Annotated in this window: 15 protein-coding genes; 5 read left to right on the top strand and 10 right to left on the bottom strand. The window is 33.6% G+C overall.

Annotated features, from left to right (window positions below):
- Positions 1-20: 20 nt before the first annotated feature.
- The 5 genes from EJ994_RS06580 to EJ994_RS06560 are packed head-to-tail and all read left to right on the top strand — an operon-like array spanning position 21 to position 5,401.
- Positions 21-1,166, top strand: coding sequence for a polysaccharide pyruvyl transferase family protein (locus EJ994_RS06580; RefSeq protein ID WP_126591742.1), 1,146 nt, complete (start codon positions 21-23; stop codon positions 1,164-1,166).
- 57 nt (positions 1,167-1,223) lie between these two features.
- Positions 1,224-2,396: a glycoside hydrolase family 88 protein gene (locus EJ994_RS06575; RefSeq protein WP_126591741.1), complete on the top strand. Its 1,173-nt coding sequence runs from the start codon at positions 1,224-1,226 to the stop codon at positions 2,394-2,396.
- 32 nt (positions 2,397-2,428) lie between these two features.
- Positions 2,429-3,328, top strand: coding sequence for a glycosyltransferase family 2 protein (locus EJ994_RS06570; RefSeq protein WP_126591740.1), 900 nt, complete (start codon positions 2,429-2,431; stop codon positions 3,326-3,328).
- Between the two features lie 7 nt (positions 3,329-3,335).
- Positions 3,336-4,421 (top strand): glycosyltransferase family 4 protein, encoded by a 1,086-nt coding sequence (locus EJ994_RS06565; protein WP_126591739.1) that lies wholly within the window; start codon positions 3,336-3,338, stop codon positions 4,419-4,421.
- Positions 4,422-4,429: 8 nt separating this feature from the next.
- Positions 4,430-5,401 carry a glycosyltransferase gene (locus tag EJ994_RS06560; protein WP_126591738.1) on the top strand — a complete coding sequence of 324 codons (972 nt, stop codon included), beginning with the start codon at positions 4,430-4,432 and terminating at the stop codon, positions 5,399-5,401.
- A 12-nt stretch (positions 5,402-5,413) separates the two neighbouring features.
- On the opposite strand, the gene EJ994_RS06555 is transcribed toward EJ994_RS06560, so the two are convergent.
- From EJ994_RS06555 to EJ994_RS06510, 10 genes are all read right to left on the bottom strand, one after another.
- Complete coding sequence (locus tag EJ994_RS06555; RefSeq protein WP_126591737.1) at positions 5,414-7,051, bottom strand: Ig-like domain-containing protein; 1,638 nt, start codon at positions 7,049-7,051, stop codon at positions 5,414-5,416.
- Positions 7,052-7,269: 218 nt separating this feature from the next.
- Positions 7,270-8,244 carry a peptidoglycan bridge formation glycyltransferase FemA/FemB family protein gene (locus EJ994_RS06550; protein WP_164721435.1) on the bottom strand — a complete coding sequence of 325 codons (975 nt, stop codon included), beginning with the start codon at positions 8,242-8,244 and terminating at the stop codon, positions 7,270-7,272.
- 58 nt (positions 8,245-8,302) lie between these two features.
- Entirely contained in the window at positions 8,303-8,905 is a 603-nt protein-coding gene (locus EJ994_RS06545) for a formyltransferase family protein (RefSeq protein ID WP_126591735.1), read from the bottom strand.
- Positions 8,877-9,497 (bottom strand): sugar transferase, encoded by a 621-nt coding sequence (locus tag EJ994_RS06540; RefSeq protein ID WP_126591734.1) that lies wholly within the window; start codon positions 9,495-9,497, stop codon positions 8,877-8,879. The genes EJ994_RS06545 and EJ994_RS06540 overlap by 29 nt, the downstream gene beginning before the upstream one ends.
- An 11-nt stretch (positions 9,498-9,508) precedes the next feature.
- The gene (locus EJ994_RS06535) at positions 9,509-10,630 is read right to left on the bottom strand and encodes a glycosyltransferase family 4 protein (protein WP_164721434.1); all 1,122 of its coding nucleotides are present in this window, start codon (positions 10,628-10,630) and stop codon (positions 9,509-9,511) included.
- 150 nt (positions 10,631-10,780) lie between these two features.
- Positions 10,781-11,959, bottom strand: a complete 1,179-nt coding sequence (locus tag EJ994_RS06530; RefSeq protein WP_126591732.1) for a glycosyltransferase family 4 protein — start codon at positions 11,957-11,959, stop codon at positions 10,781-10,783.
- Between the two features lie 44 nt (positions 11,960-12,003).
- Entirely contained in the window at positions 12,004-13,851 is a 1,848-nt protein-coding gene (gene asnB, locus EJ994_RS06525) for an asparagine synthase (glutamine-hydrolyzing) (protein WP_126591731.1), read from the bottom strand.
- A 16-nt stretch (positions 13,852-13,867) separates the two neighbouring features.
- Entirely contained in the window at positions 13,868-14,968 is a 1,101-nt protein-coding gene (locus EJ994_RS06520) for a glycosyltransferase (protein WP_126591730.1), read from the bottom strand.
- A gap of 4 nt (positions 14,969-14,972) precedes the next feature.
- A complete protein-coding gene (locus EJ994_RS06515) occupies positions 14,973-16,058 on the bottom strand; it encodes a glycosyltransferase family 4 protein (RefSeq protein ID WP_126591729.1) in 1,086 nt (361 codons plus the stop codon).
- A gap of 42 nt (positions 16,059-16,100) precedes the next feature.
- Entirely contained in the window at positions 16,101-17,291 is a 1,191-nt protein-coding gene (locus EJ994_RS06510; protein WP_164721433.1) for an O-antigen ligase family protein, read from the bottom strand.
- Between the last annotated feature and the right edge of the window lie 6 nt (positions 17,292-17,297).

Genomic DNA, 17,297 nt, shown 5'->3' with positions numbered 1-17,297 from the left:
TCAATATAATATATCATTTTATGAAAAAAAGGAAAATAGCAATTTTAACGCTCCCATTACATTCTAACTATGGAGGGCTTTTACAAGCCTTTGCATTACAAGGGGCCTTACAAAATCTTGGACATGAGGTATTGCTGATTAATAACGATGTAAGTAATTATCCTAATTGGCGTAAGCGTCTTTCTTATATAAAACAAAGCTTATTAGGTTTTCTTAATGGTAAAGCTGTTTTGAGACCAGATTTAACCTCTAAAACGAATAAAAAAATTATTGGACAACATTCGGCCACTTTTGTAGAACAGTATATTTCCAAAACAGATTTGGTACCAGCTATTTTCTCCTACCGAGATATTGCTAAATATAATTTTGAGGGCTATGTTGTGGGCAGTGATCAAGTATGGCGTCCTAATTATACTCCTGCCATTGCGAACTATTTTTATGATTTTTTGGATGCTAAAGATGCAGTAAAAAGGATTGCATATGCCGCTTCTTTTGGTGTAGATGCTTGGCGCTTCAACGAAAAGGAGACAACACAGTGTTCAAAATTAGCACAAATGTTTGATGCTATTGCCGTCCGAGAGGACGCGGCTATAAAATTATGTAAAGATTTTCTAAAAGTTGACGCTATAAAAACTTTGGATCCCACGCTCTTAATTCCAAGGGTTGATTATATTAGGCTTGTAGAGAAAGCCCAAGTACCAAAACCAAAAGGTAAACTGTTCTGTTATATCTTAGATCGGTCGGAAGCCAATGTACAAATAGAGAACAAGGCGGCTAATTTTCTGAATACCACACACTTTACAGCTATGCCTAGAAAGGATATGCATAATTTGAATAAATCAAATATTATAGAATTTATTTTTCCTCCAGTGGAAGAATGGATTAGTGGTTTTATGAATGCAGATTATATTATTACAGATTCATTTCATGGGACTTTATTTTCAATTATTTTTAATAAAAAGTTTATTTCAATAGGGAATAAGAGACGGGGGCTTTCTAGGTTTACATCGATTTTAAAACTATTGAATTTGGAAGATAGGTTACTTTTAGATGTTGAAGATTTCAATGTAGAACTATTTAGTCGAGAGATAGATTGGCAAAAGGTTAATGGCTTAGTTGCAGCTGAAAGAGAAAAGTCTATAGGCTTTTTAAAAAAACACCTATAAGTAATTTAGGCATTTGTTAAGATTACATAATGAAATAAAGTTCTAAAGAAAAAGAAAATGCTACTAAAAAGAACACTTTGGTTTGTATTCCTATTATCTATCATTTTTAATTTAGTTTTTTTTAGTGTTGATATTTTTCCAGTTGTAAAGAGAAAATTATCGAAGACAACTTATTTGGTAAATGAGGCGAATGCTAGTGTGGAGAGAAAGGTGGTGAACGCCTCTTTTGAAATGTTTGCTTCTACACAAATTTATATGCCTTATGGCAGACAACTAAACTTCCTTCAAAAGCTTAGAAACTTAGGTTCTGATGAAATAGATCGTATTAGTTACTTCCCTAGGGCTTATCTTGCTTTAGGACTTATAAAATATAGTTCTAAGTTTGACAAAAAATTATTTGATAAAGTGGTAACTCTCTATGATCGCTACTACGTTCGCGATGACACATTAGGTTTTGATTTTGAATATGTAGATCAGGTCCCTTTGGGACATGCGGCCTTGGAACTTTATAAAATAACAGGAAGAGAAAAGTATAAGAATATTGCAGATGTAATTTTTGGTGAATTACAGAAAATGATATCTAAAAAAGAGCAATACTCCTTTGTATTATATAGAGACCACCAAAATGACCTTTTAGTAGATGCTTTAGCTTTAGTAGTTCCCTTCCTTCAGGCTTATGGGGAACAGTTCCAAAACGATTATGCTATTGATTTAGCAAAATCACAAATGGATTTTTTTTTCAAATACGGTTTAGAGGAGGAAACTGGCCTGCCTTTCCACGCAATAGACTTGAAAACTAAAGAAGGATTAGGTCCAAATAATTGGGGTAGGGGTATGGGTTGGTATATGTTGGCATTAAAGTCTATATCTAACATGTCTTCTAAAAAAATGGACTCACTGATTTCATTTAAAAAAAGGGAAGTTTTATTTCTTAGAACTATGAATTCATTAAAAGATTCTATGTACTATACGCAGTTTCCAGGAACTTCAATAGATTTTGATTCATCATCATCAACGATGTTAATGTACGGCGAAAACGTGTTGCGTCCTGGAACCCATACAAAAGAAATGATTATTAATACTTTTAAACCTTTTGTAAAGGATAACGGTGTTTTAGATCAATGTTCTGCCGAAGCTTTTGGCGTAAATAAATATAGTTTAGAATTTGGTGAAAGTGAATTATCACAGGGGATGATTTTACTGTTATTAAGTACTACTTCAGATAATTAATCGTTAATCTTATCGAATATAATCCTTCCATAATGATATCCGTCCTTATTCCCCTTTATAACAAGGAGCACAGTATTGTAAAAACTATACATTCTGTATTGATTCAAACTTATATGGATTTTGAGCTATTGATTATAGATGATGGCTCCACAGATAATAGTTTAAAGGTAGTAGAAAATATTAAGGATGGCAGAATACGTATTATAGCGCAGGAGAACGGCGGTGTTTCTTCTGCAAGAAATACCGGTATAAAAAATGCTACATACGAGTGGATCGCTTTTTTAGATGCTGATGATATTTGGCATAAGGATTTTCTTAAATATGTCACTGAGGTTATTCATAATGAAAAAGAGGTAAACGTAATTACTACCGATTATGAAACGCAAGCAGCCGATGGTACGCTTATAAAGTCTTACGTTTCTGGAAAAAGGGATTACGAGGATTTTTTTGAAATTACTAATACAATCGGGTTTCATATTCTTAACATGTCTAGCTTTTGTGTACGAAAATCTAGTTTGTTGGAATCTGGTATTTTTAGTACAACGATAACCCATGGAGAAGATATGGAAGTGTTTGAAAAGCTGGCCAGAAAACATAAGATATTTATTATAGATAAAGTACTATCCTATTATATCCAAGACTCAGAGAATCGCGCATCAACAACATTGCCCCACCCAAATAAAACCCGTGTTTACCAATTCAATTCTGAAGAGAAATTATCTTTAGAAGAAGTTAAATACCAAAAGAATAGAATACTTGTTTATATGCACGATTATACGGTACAGGGTAGTTTTAGTTATGCCATAAGATTGTTTAGAAAACATATAGGGTTTGTAAAAATATCGGACATTTTACTGTATATTTTTAATAGACTAAAACGAAAATTCACCTCTGGATTTAAGGCATTTGCCTTTATTTCTATGACGCTATAATTAATGAATGATGCAACCTTTAAAAATATGTTTTTTTGTTCCGTTCTATCCTCTAATTAAAGGAGGGGCGGAATATCAATCTAAAATTATTGCACAGGAGCTGACCCGCAGTGGTTATGAGATAGTATTCATTTCCGGCGGGCATTTAGCTGATACGATATCGGAACACGAGGGCTTTAAGGTATATGAGCTTTTTGTAGATAATTCTGCTAAGGAGCAGATGTTGCTGTATCAAAACTATATGGCAAAGGTTTTAAAAATAATAGAACAAGAAGCGCCTAACTTTATTTATCAAAGGATATTGAATACGTTTACTTACCGTTTGTCAGGGTATGCTAAAAAACAACGGATACCATTTCTTTTGCATATCGCCGATAACTATTCTGTTGAATTTACCAAGGGTATCCGTAGTTTATTAAAACGGTATTTATTCAAACAGATATTAGGAGCTAACCCCTTTATTATTTGTCAGACCAGTTATCAAGTAGCCAAAATTAAGGAATGGTCTTATGAACCTAGCTTGAAGATACCCAATATGCACCCTCCCATAAAGGAAGAGGTAATTTCTAGAGATATGAAACGTGTTGTATGGATAGGAAATGCGCGGGAAGTAAAACAACTAGAGCTTTTTTGTAAGGTGGCCCAAGATTTTAAAGATAGTACCTTATGTTTTCATGTTATTGGAGGTGTTCCGGAAAATGAATACGGTCATGATCTTTTAATACAAATGGAGGAGTGCTTTAATTTGGAATATCATGGTCGTAAGGACAATGTATTCATAAACTCATTTTTACAAACAGCTGCACTTTTGGTTAACACCTCTGTTTCCGAGGGGTTTTCCAATACCTTTATACAGGCTTGGATGTGTGGCACACCAGTAGTAGCACTAAACTCTGACCCCGATGGTTTTATGAACCGCTATAGTTTGGGCATTAATTGCGAGGGTAAGGTAGAAGCATTAAAAATGGGCATAGAAAGTATTTTAAAAAATAAAGACTATTTGACCATAAGTGCGGAGATTAAGAAAAAGGCTATAAATCTATTTTCGGTAACGGAGAATGTTACAAAACTTACGGACCTGTTAAGAAAGTAATATTGACAATGAAAAAAAAACAAATACTCTGGATTCATAATTTTGAAAAAGGCACTGGTAAAGGGGGTGGTTGGATGTTTAACCAATACAATTTTATAAAAGATGATGTAGATTTATATTTCTTGGATAACTTAAGAAACCCCTTCTCTTTTATTAAACATATATTTCGATTAAGAAAATTATCCAAACAATACAAAATAGTACATGCGCAATACGGTTCGGCCGTTGGGTTTATTACAAGTTTACTTAGTAGCACTAAAATTATCTCCTTAAAAGGTTCTGATTGGTATTCTGCACCCAATCCGTCATTAGGCGATAAATTAAGAATTTATGTTGGTAATGTTATGACGAAATTTTCTATTAGAAGGGTTGACCATGTAATAGTAATGTCTGATTTAATGAAAAGTCAGGTTTTAGAAAAATTCCCAAAACTCAAGGTAACAACTATTGTTGACCCTATTAATCTAAATCGCTTTAAACCTAGCTCTGAAATAGGTAAAAATGTTAATAAAACGAAAAAAATATTATTTGCTGCAGTAGATATTGAAACCCCGGTTAAACGCTTTGGTTTGGCCAAAGAGGCTTTTGAACTATTAAAAAAACGTAAACCGGATACAGAGCTAGTAATTATGAGTAAAATTCCACATCATGAAGTCTGCGCTTTTATGAACAACATGGATGTAATACTGTTAACCTCTGTTTACGAAGGTTGGCCCAATGTGGTAAAAGAAATGTTAGCCTGTAACAAACCTTTTGTGAGTACTAAAGTCAGTGACCTTGAAAAAGTAGCTCAAAAAACCGTAAGTTGTTTTACTTGTGACGACGACGCCCAAGAACTTGCCATCGCATTAGAAAAATCATTGGGTGCATATAAAGAAAACCTAAGGCAACATGTGGTAGAATTTAATATGGCTCAAACTATGAAAAATCTAAAGTTTATTTACAGTAGTCTTAAAAAAACTAAACCAAAAGAAGTTTAAAAGCTTATAGTATTATCTGTTATATACGATTTTGTAGTTTTCAGGATATTTAATGTTCTGTGTAAGATAAGCCTGATTATAGGCTAATTCACCCCAAAAAGTGCCCTCCGTTTTATTTTCGTTAAAATAGCCTTTTAGCATGTTTTGAAACCTTAATTGTAAAGCCTTATCAAATCTTCCTAAACACATCCAGCCCTCTGGCATAAAATTACGGTATTCATCACCCTCTTTATCTTCGCCATCTAACCAATAATGAATTCGTTTTGTGCCATCAAATTTTTTAGGCCAAAAAATCTCAATTGTATTAATAAGTTTGGCCATATCATTTTGATTGTAATTTCTGTCCTGGTATGTAAAATCTTCAACTAAGTATTTAACTGTTCTGGCTGCGTGACCGTGGTCTGTAATGGTTCTCCCTTGATAAGGAATATCATTAAATTTAGTATTCCATTGATAGGCATTCTCATTAAATCTGTTTGGGTCTAAATGATTTCCGAAACCACCTGTAACACCTGGAATACCAATGTTAAAATTAAATCTTGTGGCTATTGCTTTATAGATAGAATTACCCGTTATATCCCCTAAGTTCCATCCAATATAGGCCCAAGAAGATGAACTGTCCATACCTGAGTGTTGAAAAACAAGACTATTCCTCATAAACCATTTTTCCCAAAAGTTCACCTCTAAAAAATCCAATAGGTAGTCAAAATCTACTTGATAGGTATTACTACTTAATTCATTCCTTTCTGTCCTTAGATTAGGACTATGATGCAACACCCATAGCAGTCTGGATAAGTGCATAAAACTTCTACTTTCTGATAGTTGTTGTTGTCCTAAAATGCCTGTTCTAGTAAGATTTGTTTCGGGGTTACCATACCAACTTAAATACTCATCATTATAACTGGCTCCATTTTGTGATAATTCTCTACTAGGTTTGGCCGCTTTAAAAAGGGTTGTATAGGCCCTAATGACATCGTTCAGATATTTTTTATTGCCTGTTGCTTCAAATAATGCAACCATTCCCTGGAGGGCGTCTAAATTATATATGTCACCTTGGTCGCCATTCTCACAAATTCTTAAAATACGACCGTATTCACCTTGATAGAATTTACTAGAGGTATCATTAATACTAGCAGGTAATATTCTTTCATAAAGCGCATCATCAGCTTTTGCGGCTAAAACATCAACAGAAAGTAAATCGTATGCTTGTTCTTCATTACTAATGGTTATGACCACAGTAGCAGAATCTGTCTCTATTGGTGAATTTACATCTGTTGTCCCCGTAGTATATACTATGGTGTCTGTTACTGATTCCGTGGTTCCTGAGCTTTCGTTATCTGAAATAGAAATGAATTTGAGCGTACTATTTTCTAATATTTCTATCTGGCCATAGCTTGGTTCGGAAACAGAGGTAATGGTAACCCCTTCTGTGGCTCCAATATCATCATTGGCCAATACATCTAATATTTGGGTGCTATTAAACTGAGTAGTAAAGAAATCATCAACTAAAAAGTTTAATGATGATAGTTCTTTTTCTTCATTAATTACATATTCCGATAATAAATCTGAATCTTTACTACAAGAAACCAATTGGGAGATGGCTAAGGCGGAGATATATAAAACCACCATTGAATTTTTAAATTTAATCATAAGTAGGTCTAATCTTTTTAGGTTAAAAACCCGGGACTTTTTGAGATAAAATATGCTTTACCATAATAATACGGGAGATTCGTATGATTAGTCTATTAACTACCTATTTATTCGACGAATTACGCTTGTTTTTAACATACTGGTACCAATTTTACTTTTAATTAAGAAATCACCATAGCTTCACTTTTTGAAAAGTACCACTGCTACAGTCTTTGAAATTAATTCTTGGCTCTGTAGCGTGGGAAAAAATCGGCAGTTTTTCCCTTTGATAAATCTTTGTAAATTTCTTGTATATGAACATAACGCCAAAGCCTAAAGTCCCTATAGTCTTTTGAGAAAGAAGATTTGAAGTTGAATAGCGAATCTTCCTTACCGCCAAGACCACCCCCTAAGTTAAATATCTCATAGCCTTCAGCGGTTGCAAGAAGGCGCATCTCATCCAAAAAAAGATTTGCTGGTGCCCAATTTAGGTATTCCGTCCTAGTGCCGGATAAGTGAAATTGAACAATATTATTGGTTTCCACGAACATGGAGCCAGCCATTGTTTTGCCAGTCTCATTTTCTATTACTAGTAAAACTCTTGTTTTGAAGTCCTTACAATCGAGAAAATTGAAAAAGTACTCTCTAGAAAAATAATAGGTTTTATCTGCCTTTAAACGATCCATGTTTTCATAATAGATGTCTATATATGTATTAAGTTCTTCTTTGGATACTACTTCCTTAACTGTTGCAATGCGCCTGCATTTATTTGTTCTATTTTTAGTACTTTTTCCATACTGTGATCGTTGCTCGTTAATATCTTTGGTTAAATCAATGTTGACCACTTTTCCACAAATTGGTGTTTCACCCATCCCTGATAATATTCTTGTTTGTTGGTCTAAATAGGGGTGGAGCCTAGAAAATATGCTAACAATATTATTTTCGTCTAAATAATTGCGAAACTCAGTAATGAAAGCAGAATTGTCAAAGTCTTCAGTCATATTTTTATAAACAGGACCTGCATATCCGTATACCGATGTTAAATCAAAATAAGAAGTTTCGGGTATCGTTCTTTTTAAAAATGGAATCGCAATTGAAATATTATCTCTATTGTAAAGCAAAAGAACAGGTGTTTCATCCTTGTTTTTAGAAATGTTGTGATAATCGTATGTATGGTAAAAGTCAAATTCACCAATTGTTTCTAAAATATGCATCCACTGATTCTTATCCTTTATCTCTTGCATGGGTCTTAATCTCTATGATTCAAAAAAATTATGTATTCGATTTTTTTTCAATCAGTTGTATCGTATCCAAAATTATCTTTTTACCCATCATGGCAAATTTTGGATAAACAGTTTCAAATGTTTCGCCCTCATCAAACCTTATGGGTTCTTGACACAATATGGTTCCTTCATCAATTTTATCATCAATGATATGAGTTGTAATTCCTGAAATTTTTACTCCAAAATCTAGTGCTTCTTGAATAGCAGTAGTGGTGGCAAGGAAACTTGGAAATAACGATGGATGAATGTTAATTATCCTGTTGGGATAGTTATCCAAAAGTGGCTTTCTAACTATATATTTATAACTCAATAAAAAAACGTAATCAATGTGATGTTCCTTTAACAAAGCAACAAGTTTTTGTTGATATGAAATAGTATCGACAAAGTTTTTTTTAACCAATCTTATTGCAGGAATGCCGGCCAACTGCGCAGCCTCATGCGCTCCAGATGGTTCTGACTGATAGATTAAAAGGTTTATTGATGAGTTTTGGAGCAATCCTTCTTGATAAGCAAGAATTGTATCTTTAGCATTGCGACCCCAACCTGTAGTTAAAATAGCCCATTTAAGCTTTTGCTTTTGATCTATATGCATCTAAATCTGATATTACGGTCCCTGCATCAACAATTACATCCCGTGATGAAAGAACATTTTTAATGGTTTTAAAGAATATCTTAATGTCTAGTTTTAATGATAACTGATCAACATAGTTTACATCAAATGCCAGTTTGTCGTCCCAGTTTATATTGTTTCTCCCAGAAACTTGGGCTAAGCCTGTAATTCCTGGAAGCACACAATGTCTCTTTTTTTCGTTTTCCGTATAAAAATTTAAGTATTTGGGCAATAGGGGGCGTGGTCCTATAAAACTCATATCACCTTTTAGAACGTTTAAAATTTGAGGAAGCTCATCTAAAGAAGTCTTTCTAATGAATTTGCCAATATTGGTTAACCTTTCCTTATCCGGTAGCGGCATTCCCTGTTCATCCCTAGCATCAGTCATTGTCTTAAACTTAATCAAGTGAAAGATGCGTTCATTTTTTCCTGGTCTGGCTTGTACAAAAAACGGTTTTCCTTTGTGATGAATACTTAGTACAACCAGAACGGTTAGTATTACAGGCGCAAGTACCACGAGGATAAAAATTGCAAACATAAAATCTAGAATCCTTTTTAAAAAAAGCCTATACATTCATACTTATTTTAATTAAGTCTTATTTTTTCATAAACCTGCAAGGTTTTATTTGTCATAACCGGTATGGTAAATTCCTCTAATGCCTTTTGCTTGGCTGCAGTTCCAAGTCTTTTGCGTAGGTCAGAATTTTGTATAAGTTCATTGAGGGTTTCTGTGAGCTCTTGTACATTCTCATTTTCGAATAACATACCGTTTACACCATGGTCTATTTGTTCATAGGCCCCTTCCGTATTGCTTCTAATGGGGCAGCACTGACTCATCATCGCCTCTAGTGTTACTAAAGGGAATGATTCCATTCTGGAGGGTAATACAAAAATATCAAAGATATCGTAGAATGGTTTAGGATCTTCAAAAGGCACATAGATGAAAATATCCTCTATCTGTGCTTCCTTAACCAATTTTTTTAGCCATAAGTATTCTTCACTGCCTTGCACACCACCCAGAAAAACAAATTTAATTTTATCTCTCACCTCTTTCTTAATTTCTGATAATGCAGCCGTTAAAATATCACTGCCTTTTCTCAGAGATATACTACCGGCAAAACCTATAACAAGTTTTTCACCGGGAATACCGAGTTTATTTTTTAGTGCTATTTTTTCTGTATCATCTATAGTTTCCGCATAACGAGATGAAACACCATGATGAATAAGGGAAATATTCTTGTCTAATATTCCAAAAGTTTTTTTACTGAATTCGTAAGACTCTTGGCTAATAGCTATTAAATGCGTAGGGTTTTTGAATTTGAAGTTTTTTTTCAAATACAAAATATGAAGTGTCGTTGTATATTTTATTCCCATTAACCACGGAATAAAGGTCATATAAGGAGATTGGCTGTGAACTACATCCGGAGTGTAAGCTTTTATATCTTTTATTACTTTTAAAATTGAGGTAATAGATAAATAGGTTTTTTTTAGAATTGAGCCCCGAGGGGTGTCAAATTCTTTTATGGTAACTCCCATATCTTCAAATTCCCGATAAAAATCATCTACTCTATTTGTGCCATCCAATATTTTTCCTCCAGTAATGAGACAAACCTGATGACCCATATCTATCAAGCCCCTTGCTAAATCTATGGTGTGTGTGGTAACGCCGCTTTGTTCTATTCTACTTAAAAGAAAAACTATTCTCATGGTACATGGTTGCATTAAATCCCTTTTTTAAAACGTCTTTATTTCAAATTCATTTCATAATTTTTGAAAATTAACTATACCAAACGATGTTCGATAAAAATTTTGTCAAATGATTTTAAAAACTGGGGAATCTATGCTTCTGAAACTAGGCTATTTTTCCAATAATTTGTATTCTTTCAAAATCTCGTTCCAAATGAATGATCGGCTATATCTAGAAATTATTAGTTTTCTGATTTGGTCCGGAACAAGTCCTTGATTATTCATATGCAAGGTTACAACATTTCTCATAGATTTCAATAATGCCTCCATATCACTAACAGGAACTATATGTCCATTTTCGTTTTCTATAATAATTTCGTTACAACCATTTATGTTAGAAACAATACTGGGTAATCCCATAGAACCAGCTTCCATTACTACGTTAGGAAAGCCTTCTCGGTAACTGGGAAAAACGAGATAATCTGCAATAGCATAGAACGGGCGAACATCTGCTTGGGTACCTACCGCTATAATACTACTATTGGATTCAAGAATTTTTTCAGAAGACGCTAGTAGCGGGTCTAATTCGTTTTCTCGAGAGCCCACTAGGACTAATCTAATGTTCGAAATTTCTTTTGATAGGATATCAAAGGCTTGTGCCAGCTCATTCATACCTTTATCTGTTACCAATCTACCTACAAAGACGAAAACAAAATCTTTATCAGAAATTCCTAATTTGACCTTTAACTCTTTTTTAGTATCATCCTTAATGAGCTGCGGGTCAAAAAAAGAAGTATCGATACCATTTGAACTACCATTCCCAATTACCTTTAACTTTTCTTCTCTTGTAAAGTTATTTTCGATTATGATATCTCTTAGACCAAAAGAATTTGGATAGATGCGTGTAGAGCACGAATAAGTTAATTTTTCTACGATATTCAGTAATGTTCTTTTTCTTCCTTTGGCGACCAGCAGTGGTAAACCCGCTATGGTGTGTAGTCTATGAGGAACCTTAGCTAAATAAGCAGCTATCATTCCTAATGTCCCTGCTTTAGGAGTATGTGTGTGTACAATAAATGGCTTTTCTCGCTTAAAAAGTCTATAAAGTTTCCATGTTGCTTTTAAATCGGCAATAGGTGTAATCTGTCTGGTCATCTCCACTGCAAAAACCCTGCAACCTTGTTCCTTACCTACATTTTCAAGAACATCTATAAACGCAGTCTTAGCGCCGCAAATTGCAGAGGACACGCCAAGAACTTCGTAATGGTTACTCATAAACTTAAGCTGACCTCTTAAAAGACCACCAAGAGATGCGGGGACTGTGGTTACTCGTATTAATTTTTGATTCATATGATTGTAGACAGACTATAACATTGTTTGTTTAATGGGAATCTTTAAGTTATAACGAAACCTGAACCATTGGATTTTAACCACTGTTTCAGAACTAAAAGTCTCCAAATTAAGGTATAATTATTAGAACTACCATTCATATGATCTTCTATTATCCGTAAAACTTCTTTTGGTCTAATGCAGGGTAGAGCGGCCAGGCTCTCTTCATTTAATTCATCTAGAACATAGCTTTTGAGTTCATCTCTGAACCAATCTTTAAAGGGCATCGTAAAGCCGGCTTTAGGTCTGTCGAAATAATTCTTGGGCACGTACTTATAAAGGACATCTTTTAAAATCCTTTTTTGATTATTACCCTTAAATTTAAAAGAAGTAGGTAGCTTTTTTGCAAACTCAACAACTCTATAATCCATTAATGGAGAACGTACCTCTAAAGAATTTGCCATTGATGCCCTATCAACCTTGGTATTGATATCTAAATTTAAATAGGTTTTTATATCAAAATCAGAGACTCTTTCTAGATTGGATTTATTTTTATTGAATAAATAGGATGAGTTAATATTGTCATAGCTCAAATCCTGTTTTAACCATCCTGCAGATGGATTGGACATTGTAGACATGTACGCCTCATTGATATTATTCTGATTTAGTACATGTGCAATTGTATTTAATCTATAATTGGGAAGTCGTTCTATTACTTTAGCAAATGGAGCTCTTAAGAAATTAGGGAGCGCATAAATATTTGAGATATATTTCATCCAATTATAGCGTTGGTAGCCTAAAAATAGTTCATCTCCTCCGTCTCCTGATAGTGCTACAGTAACATGTTTTTTGGTATGCTTTGCAAGTAGCATAGAGGGTAGGGCAGAAGAATCTGAAAATGGCTCGTCATAATAATAACTAAAGTTTTCAATTAAATCTAACCCCTCTTTATAGTCACATTCTATAGTAGTATGTTCAGTTCTTAAATGGGAAGCCACTTTGGTGGCATATTCGCTTTCATCTAATTTCTTATTATCAAATTTAACCGAGAAGGTTTTTACTTTTTCGGAAGTGCCTTTTGAAGCCAGAGCTGCGATAAGGGAGGAATCTACACCACCAGATAGAAATATGCCCACTGGAACATCTGCAAATAATCTTAATCTCACTGAATCAGTCAATAATTCTTCCAAGTCCCCTAATGCCGTTATGTAGTTCTTGTTAAAGTTCTGTTCTCCTGAAGTATCTATATCCCAGTATTGCTTGATGCTAAGTTCCCCTGATTCCAAATAAAATTGAAATGAATGACCAGCCGGCAACGTAGCTATTTCATTAAATATACTTTTTGTGTCTGGTACATAGCCCCACATTAGATAACTTTCTATAGATGCTTTAGAAATGCTTAAACCAGAATGTTTTAATTGTATAGAAGATATTTGACTTGAAAATTCAAAGTCTAATCCCTTATGGTAATAGTAAAAAGGCTTCTGGCCTAACCTATCTCTGGCTCCAAAAAATTTATTGTTTCCCTTATCGTAAATTACAAAAGCAAACATTCCATTAAAATGGTTTACGCAGTCTTCACCATAAAGTTCATATGCCGCACAGACTACCTCCGTATCGCTAGTGGTATTAAATACATACCCTTCTTTCTCTAAATTATCCCTTATGGCCCTAAAATTAAATATTTCACCATTGAAAACTATATGTGTTTTTTGCATGTAGCGGAATGGTTGATTAGATCTTGGGTCTAAATCTATTATAGATAAACGGTTATGTCCAAAACTAACATTATGACCTTGCTTTTCTATTTTTTCGAATCCCAATTGGTCAGGACCTCTAAAGGAGGTTCTTTTTAGCTTATCTAAAACATCTATTTCCTCATAGGGAATGGTTGTTCCATAAATTCCACACATAAAATTCAGTTATTATTTATAATTCCAATAAGATGGAATCAACAAAATTTTCGATTGTTCTTTTATTCAGGTTTAAATCAAATTTTAAGCGATTTTCCTTTAAATCCGCACTAAGACAATTTCTCATCGTGGCCGCAAGGGCGCTTATGTTGTTGGTTTCACAAGTGTAAAGACCATCTATTTTTTCTATATCTCCTGCACTTAAAGTAGTAACAACTTTTTGGTTTTGAGACATCATCTGTAATAACACATTGGGAAAGCCTTCTATGCGTGATGACATTACACACATTTCAGCATCCCTAAAATAAGGATAAACATTATTGACAAAACCAATTAATATTACCTTATCCTGCAGGGATTCTGAAGAAATTATGCGTTCTAATCTCTTTCGCTCATTTCCTTCACCCAGTATCAATAATTTTAATTGAGGAAAATCTCTCAAAAGTCTTTTAAAGGCAGGAATTAAAATATCAAAACCTTTTACAGGAGCTAATCTTCCGGCAGCAACCAAGAATTTTTCAGGTAATTTAGTGGTCAAAACCTTTTTGGCATTTTTCTTTATCAAATCAATATTAATTGGATTGTTCAGAACAATAATCTTTAGTTTATCTTGCATCCATGGCATCCCTTTTATGAGCTCCGCTTTCATATAACTAGTTTGGCATATTACTAAATCAACACCTGGGTAGCCAATCTTATATGCATTTTTATACATTCTTAGTTTTTTACCGCTGAGTAAATGAAAGATGGAATTTGACTCCCGAGCAATAACCTTTGTCTTTTTGAAAAAGCCCACCCGCTTTAATAAGCCTAGGAGACTATTAATAAGTGTTTGCGAGGTGAACGTTTTTTCTACCGTAGTAGTTAAATTAATTTTCAGTAAAATTGGGATTATGAATAAATAACCTAGATAAACATTATTAAAAGGTAAATATGTTATTTCCGCTTTGTTCTTTAAGGTTTCCCATCTTCCCGATTTTTTTTTACTGAGAAATATAATTTTACATATTTTATTATTTGTAGTGTGATATTCAAATACGTTGTAAAGCAGTTGCTCTGCTCCTCCGCCAAGACTATCTGTTGGAAGTATCGTTAAATAATGAAAAAGTTTGGCCATGTCCTTATGATGCTATTAACTGTTCTATTAAACGTTCCCATTTGCTTCCAACACTTTTGATAGAGAATCTCTCTAGAGTACTCGTGGAATTTATAATTAATTCATTACGTTTTTTTGGATTTTTAATTAGGCTGTCTAATTCTTGAGACATTTTGTAAAGATTTTGATCTTCTACCAAAATCCCGTTTATATTATTATCTATGATATCAGAAGGTCCTGAAACACAATTATAGGCAATACATGACATTCCTTGGGACATAGCTTCTAACAAAACCATAGGAAGACCTTCATTTCTAGAACTAAGTATAAAAATAGAGGATGTAGACATTAGAGACTGTATATCATCTCTGAAACCCAATAGCTCAATGTAACGCTCCATATTCGATGCTTCTATCATCCTTTCCAGTTTAATCCTTCCGGAATCACCAGGACCAATAATCCTTAGTTTCCAATCGGGGTTTTTTGGTAAAACATTTTGAGCTATTTTGATTAGATTATCAAAGCCCTTGTGCTCCAAACGATCAAGATTGCCAATAGCCAATATAGTTTTATCCCTGATTTCGGTTTTTGACTGATTAATAGAAAATGAGCAGGGATTCTCCATGACTATAACCTTTTTAGCTCTTTGTCTAAAAAACGAAAGGTCATACTCAGTTAAAACAGTTACAGCATTTGGATATTTATAAAGTTTGTTCCACAGAAAGTTCCTAAGAGGGTGGTAAACCGGGAATTTATGATTAAAGTGTTCAGATACAATGATTTTGATATTATATAATCTTGCAATAGGAATTGTTACTATTCCTAACATATCAATATGTGAACTTATGACGGTAGGCCTGTTAGTTGCTTTAGAATAAAATTTAATAAGATTTATAAAACCATTTACCAAGACAGACTTAATGATTCCTTTATTGTGAAGTTTAATCCTATCAATTGACTTGTTCAAACTATAGTGATCATCACCATAAAAAGTAACAACTCTAACTGTATAGGAATTTTCTGCAAAATAATTTGCTAGATTTGCCACAACTCTCTCAGCTCCACCGGATGACATTTTACTTATTATAAAGTCTATTTTTAATCTGGACATTTCTCAACTATTGGTAGGTCAAAATACTTCTTTAGAACGTAATTATTTTAATTTCAGTATAGAGGTTGTTTGTAATTCAAAGGAAAGAAAGGAGAATAGAACAATAAGATAAGGTTGGTTAATGATTGTTTGTAGGCTTAACATGAAAATTGTTAAAATTAATAGTACGGACCAAGAGAAATATCGTAATTCTAAAGAAGATGAAAAAGCTTCCTTGTAATAGTTAAATAAAAGGAAAAGAAATAGAATAAAGCTGATTATACCAGCATCTGCCCAAACACCGAATATAGTATTATGCCCTCTGATAAGATCAGAAAAATAGATTCCATTTCCTAGGAAAGGATTTTCATAAACGTACTCCATCATTCTTTTGAAAAGAACATCACGTCCGGAAAGTTCTATCTTGTCAGTATTTAGGGTTACTATGTTTACTACGTTCTCTATTCGCTCTTTTTGTACGGAAGATAGTGTATCGCTTTCCAATGCAAACTTCACCAAGCCAAAAAGGAGAAGCGGCATAACCACTATAATCAGAAAGATTTTTTTTGGATTAAAATATTTATACTGTGATAAAAGTACAACCAGTAATAATACTACTAAGCCGGTTTTAGAAAATGTCAAAAGTAAGCTATAGACCGTCATGGCCATTAAGAGCCATTTTAATCTTTTGAATTGTATTTTGAGTGGCTTATAATAGTAATGTAAAAATACTAGAGAAAGAAGGCAAACTACTGCAGCATTGTTAGCATCTCCATAAACACCTCCTGCCCGGTCTAGCAAATACCTAGCGATGCCATCGGTTTCATCTAAAGAAAAATTAATGTATTTAAAATAAATCAGAAGTATATTTGCTAAGCTAAAAGTAATTAACACGCAATTGACGAAAACTTTTCTATACTCCCTGTCTGAAAGGAAAAAAGTATAGCCAACTAAATAAATAGGTGATATTAAGGTCTTTAGAAATGGAACTTCTGTATTAAACCTGATATTGCCTATGATGCCGATACTATAGAAAGCACATAGAAAAAGGAACCAATATTTTAAAGTAGACGGGAGCGGTCTTATTTCAAGAAATTTAATATAAAGAAATAGACCTAAAAGGACTAGACCAACATTCATGTAGGCAATCACTTGGCTTATACCTACTGAAATAAATTTTTGAATAAAAGCCTGTATACTTAAGGAGCTAAATATAAATGGGACAATAAACAAAATGAGCACAAGTCTTTTCACACTTTA

Source organism: Maribacter sp. MJ134 (assembly GCF_003970695.1).
In the GTDB taxonomy this organism is placed as follows: Bacteria; Bacteroidota; Bacteroidia; order Flavobacteriales; family Flavobacteriaceae; genus Maribacter.
The sequence above is the reverse complement of the archived record's forward strand: the minus strand, read 5'-3'. Positions and strand labels throughout refer to the sequence as shown.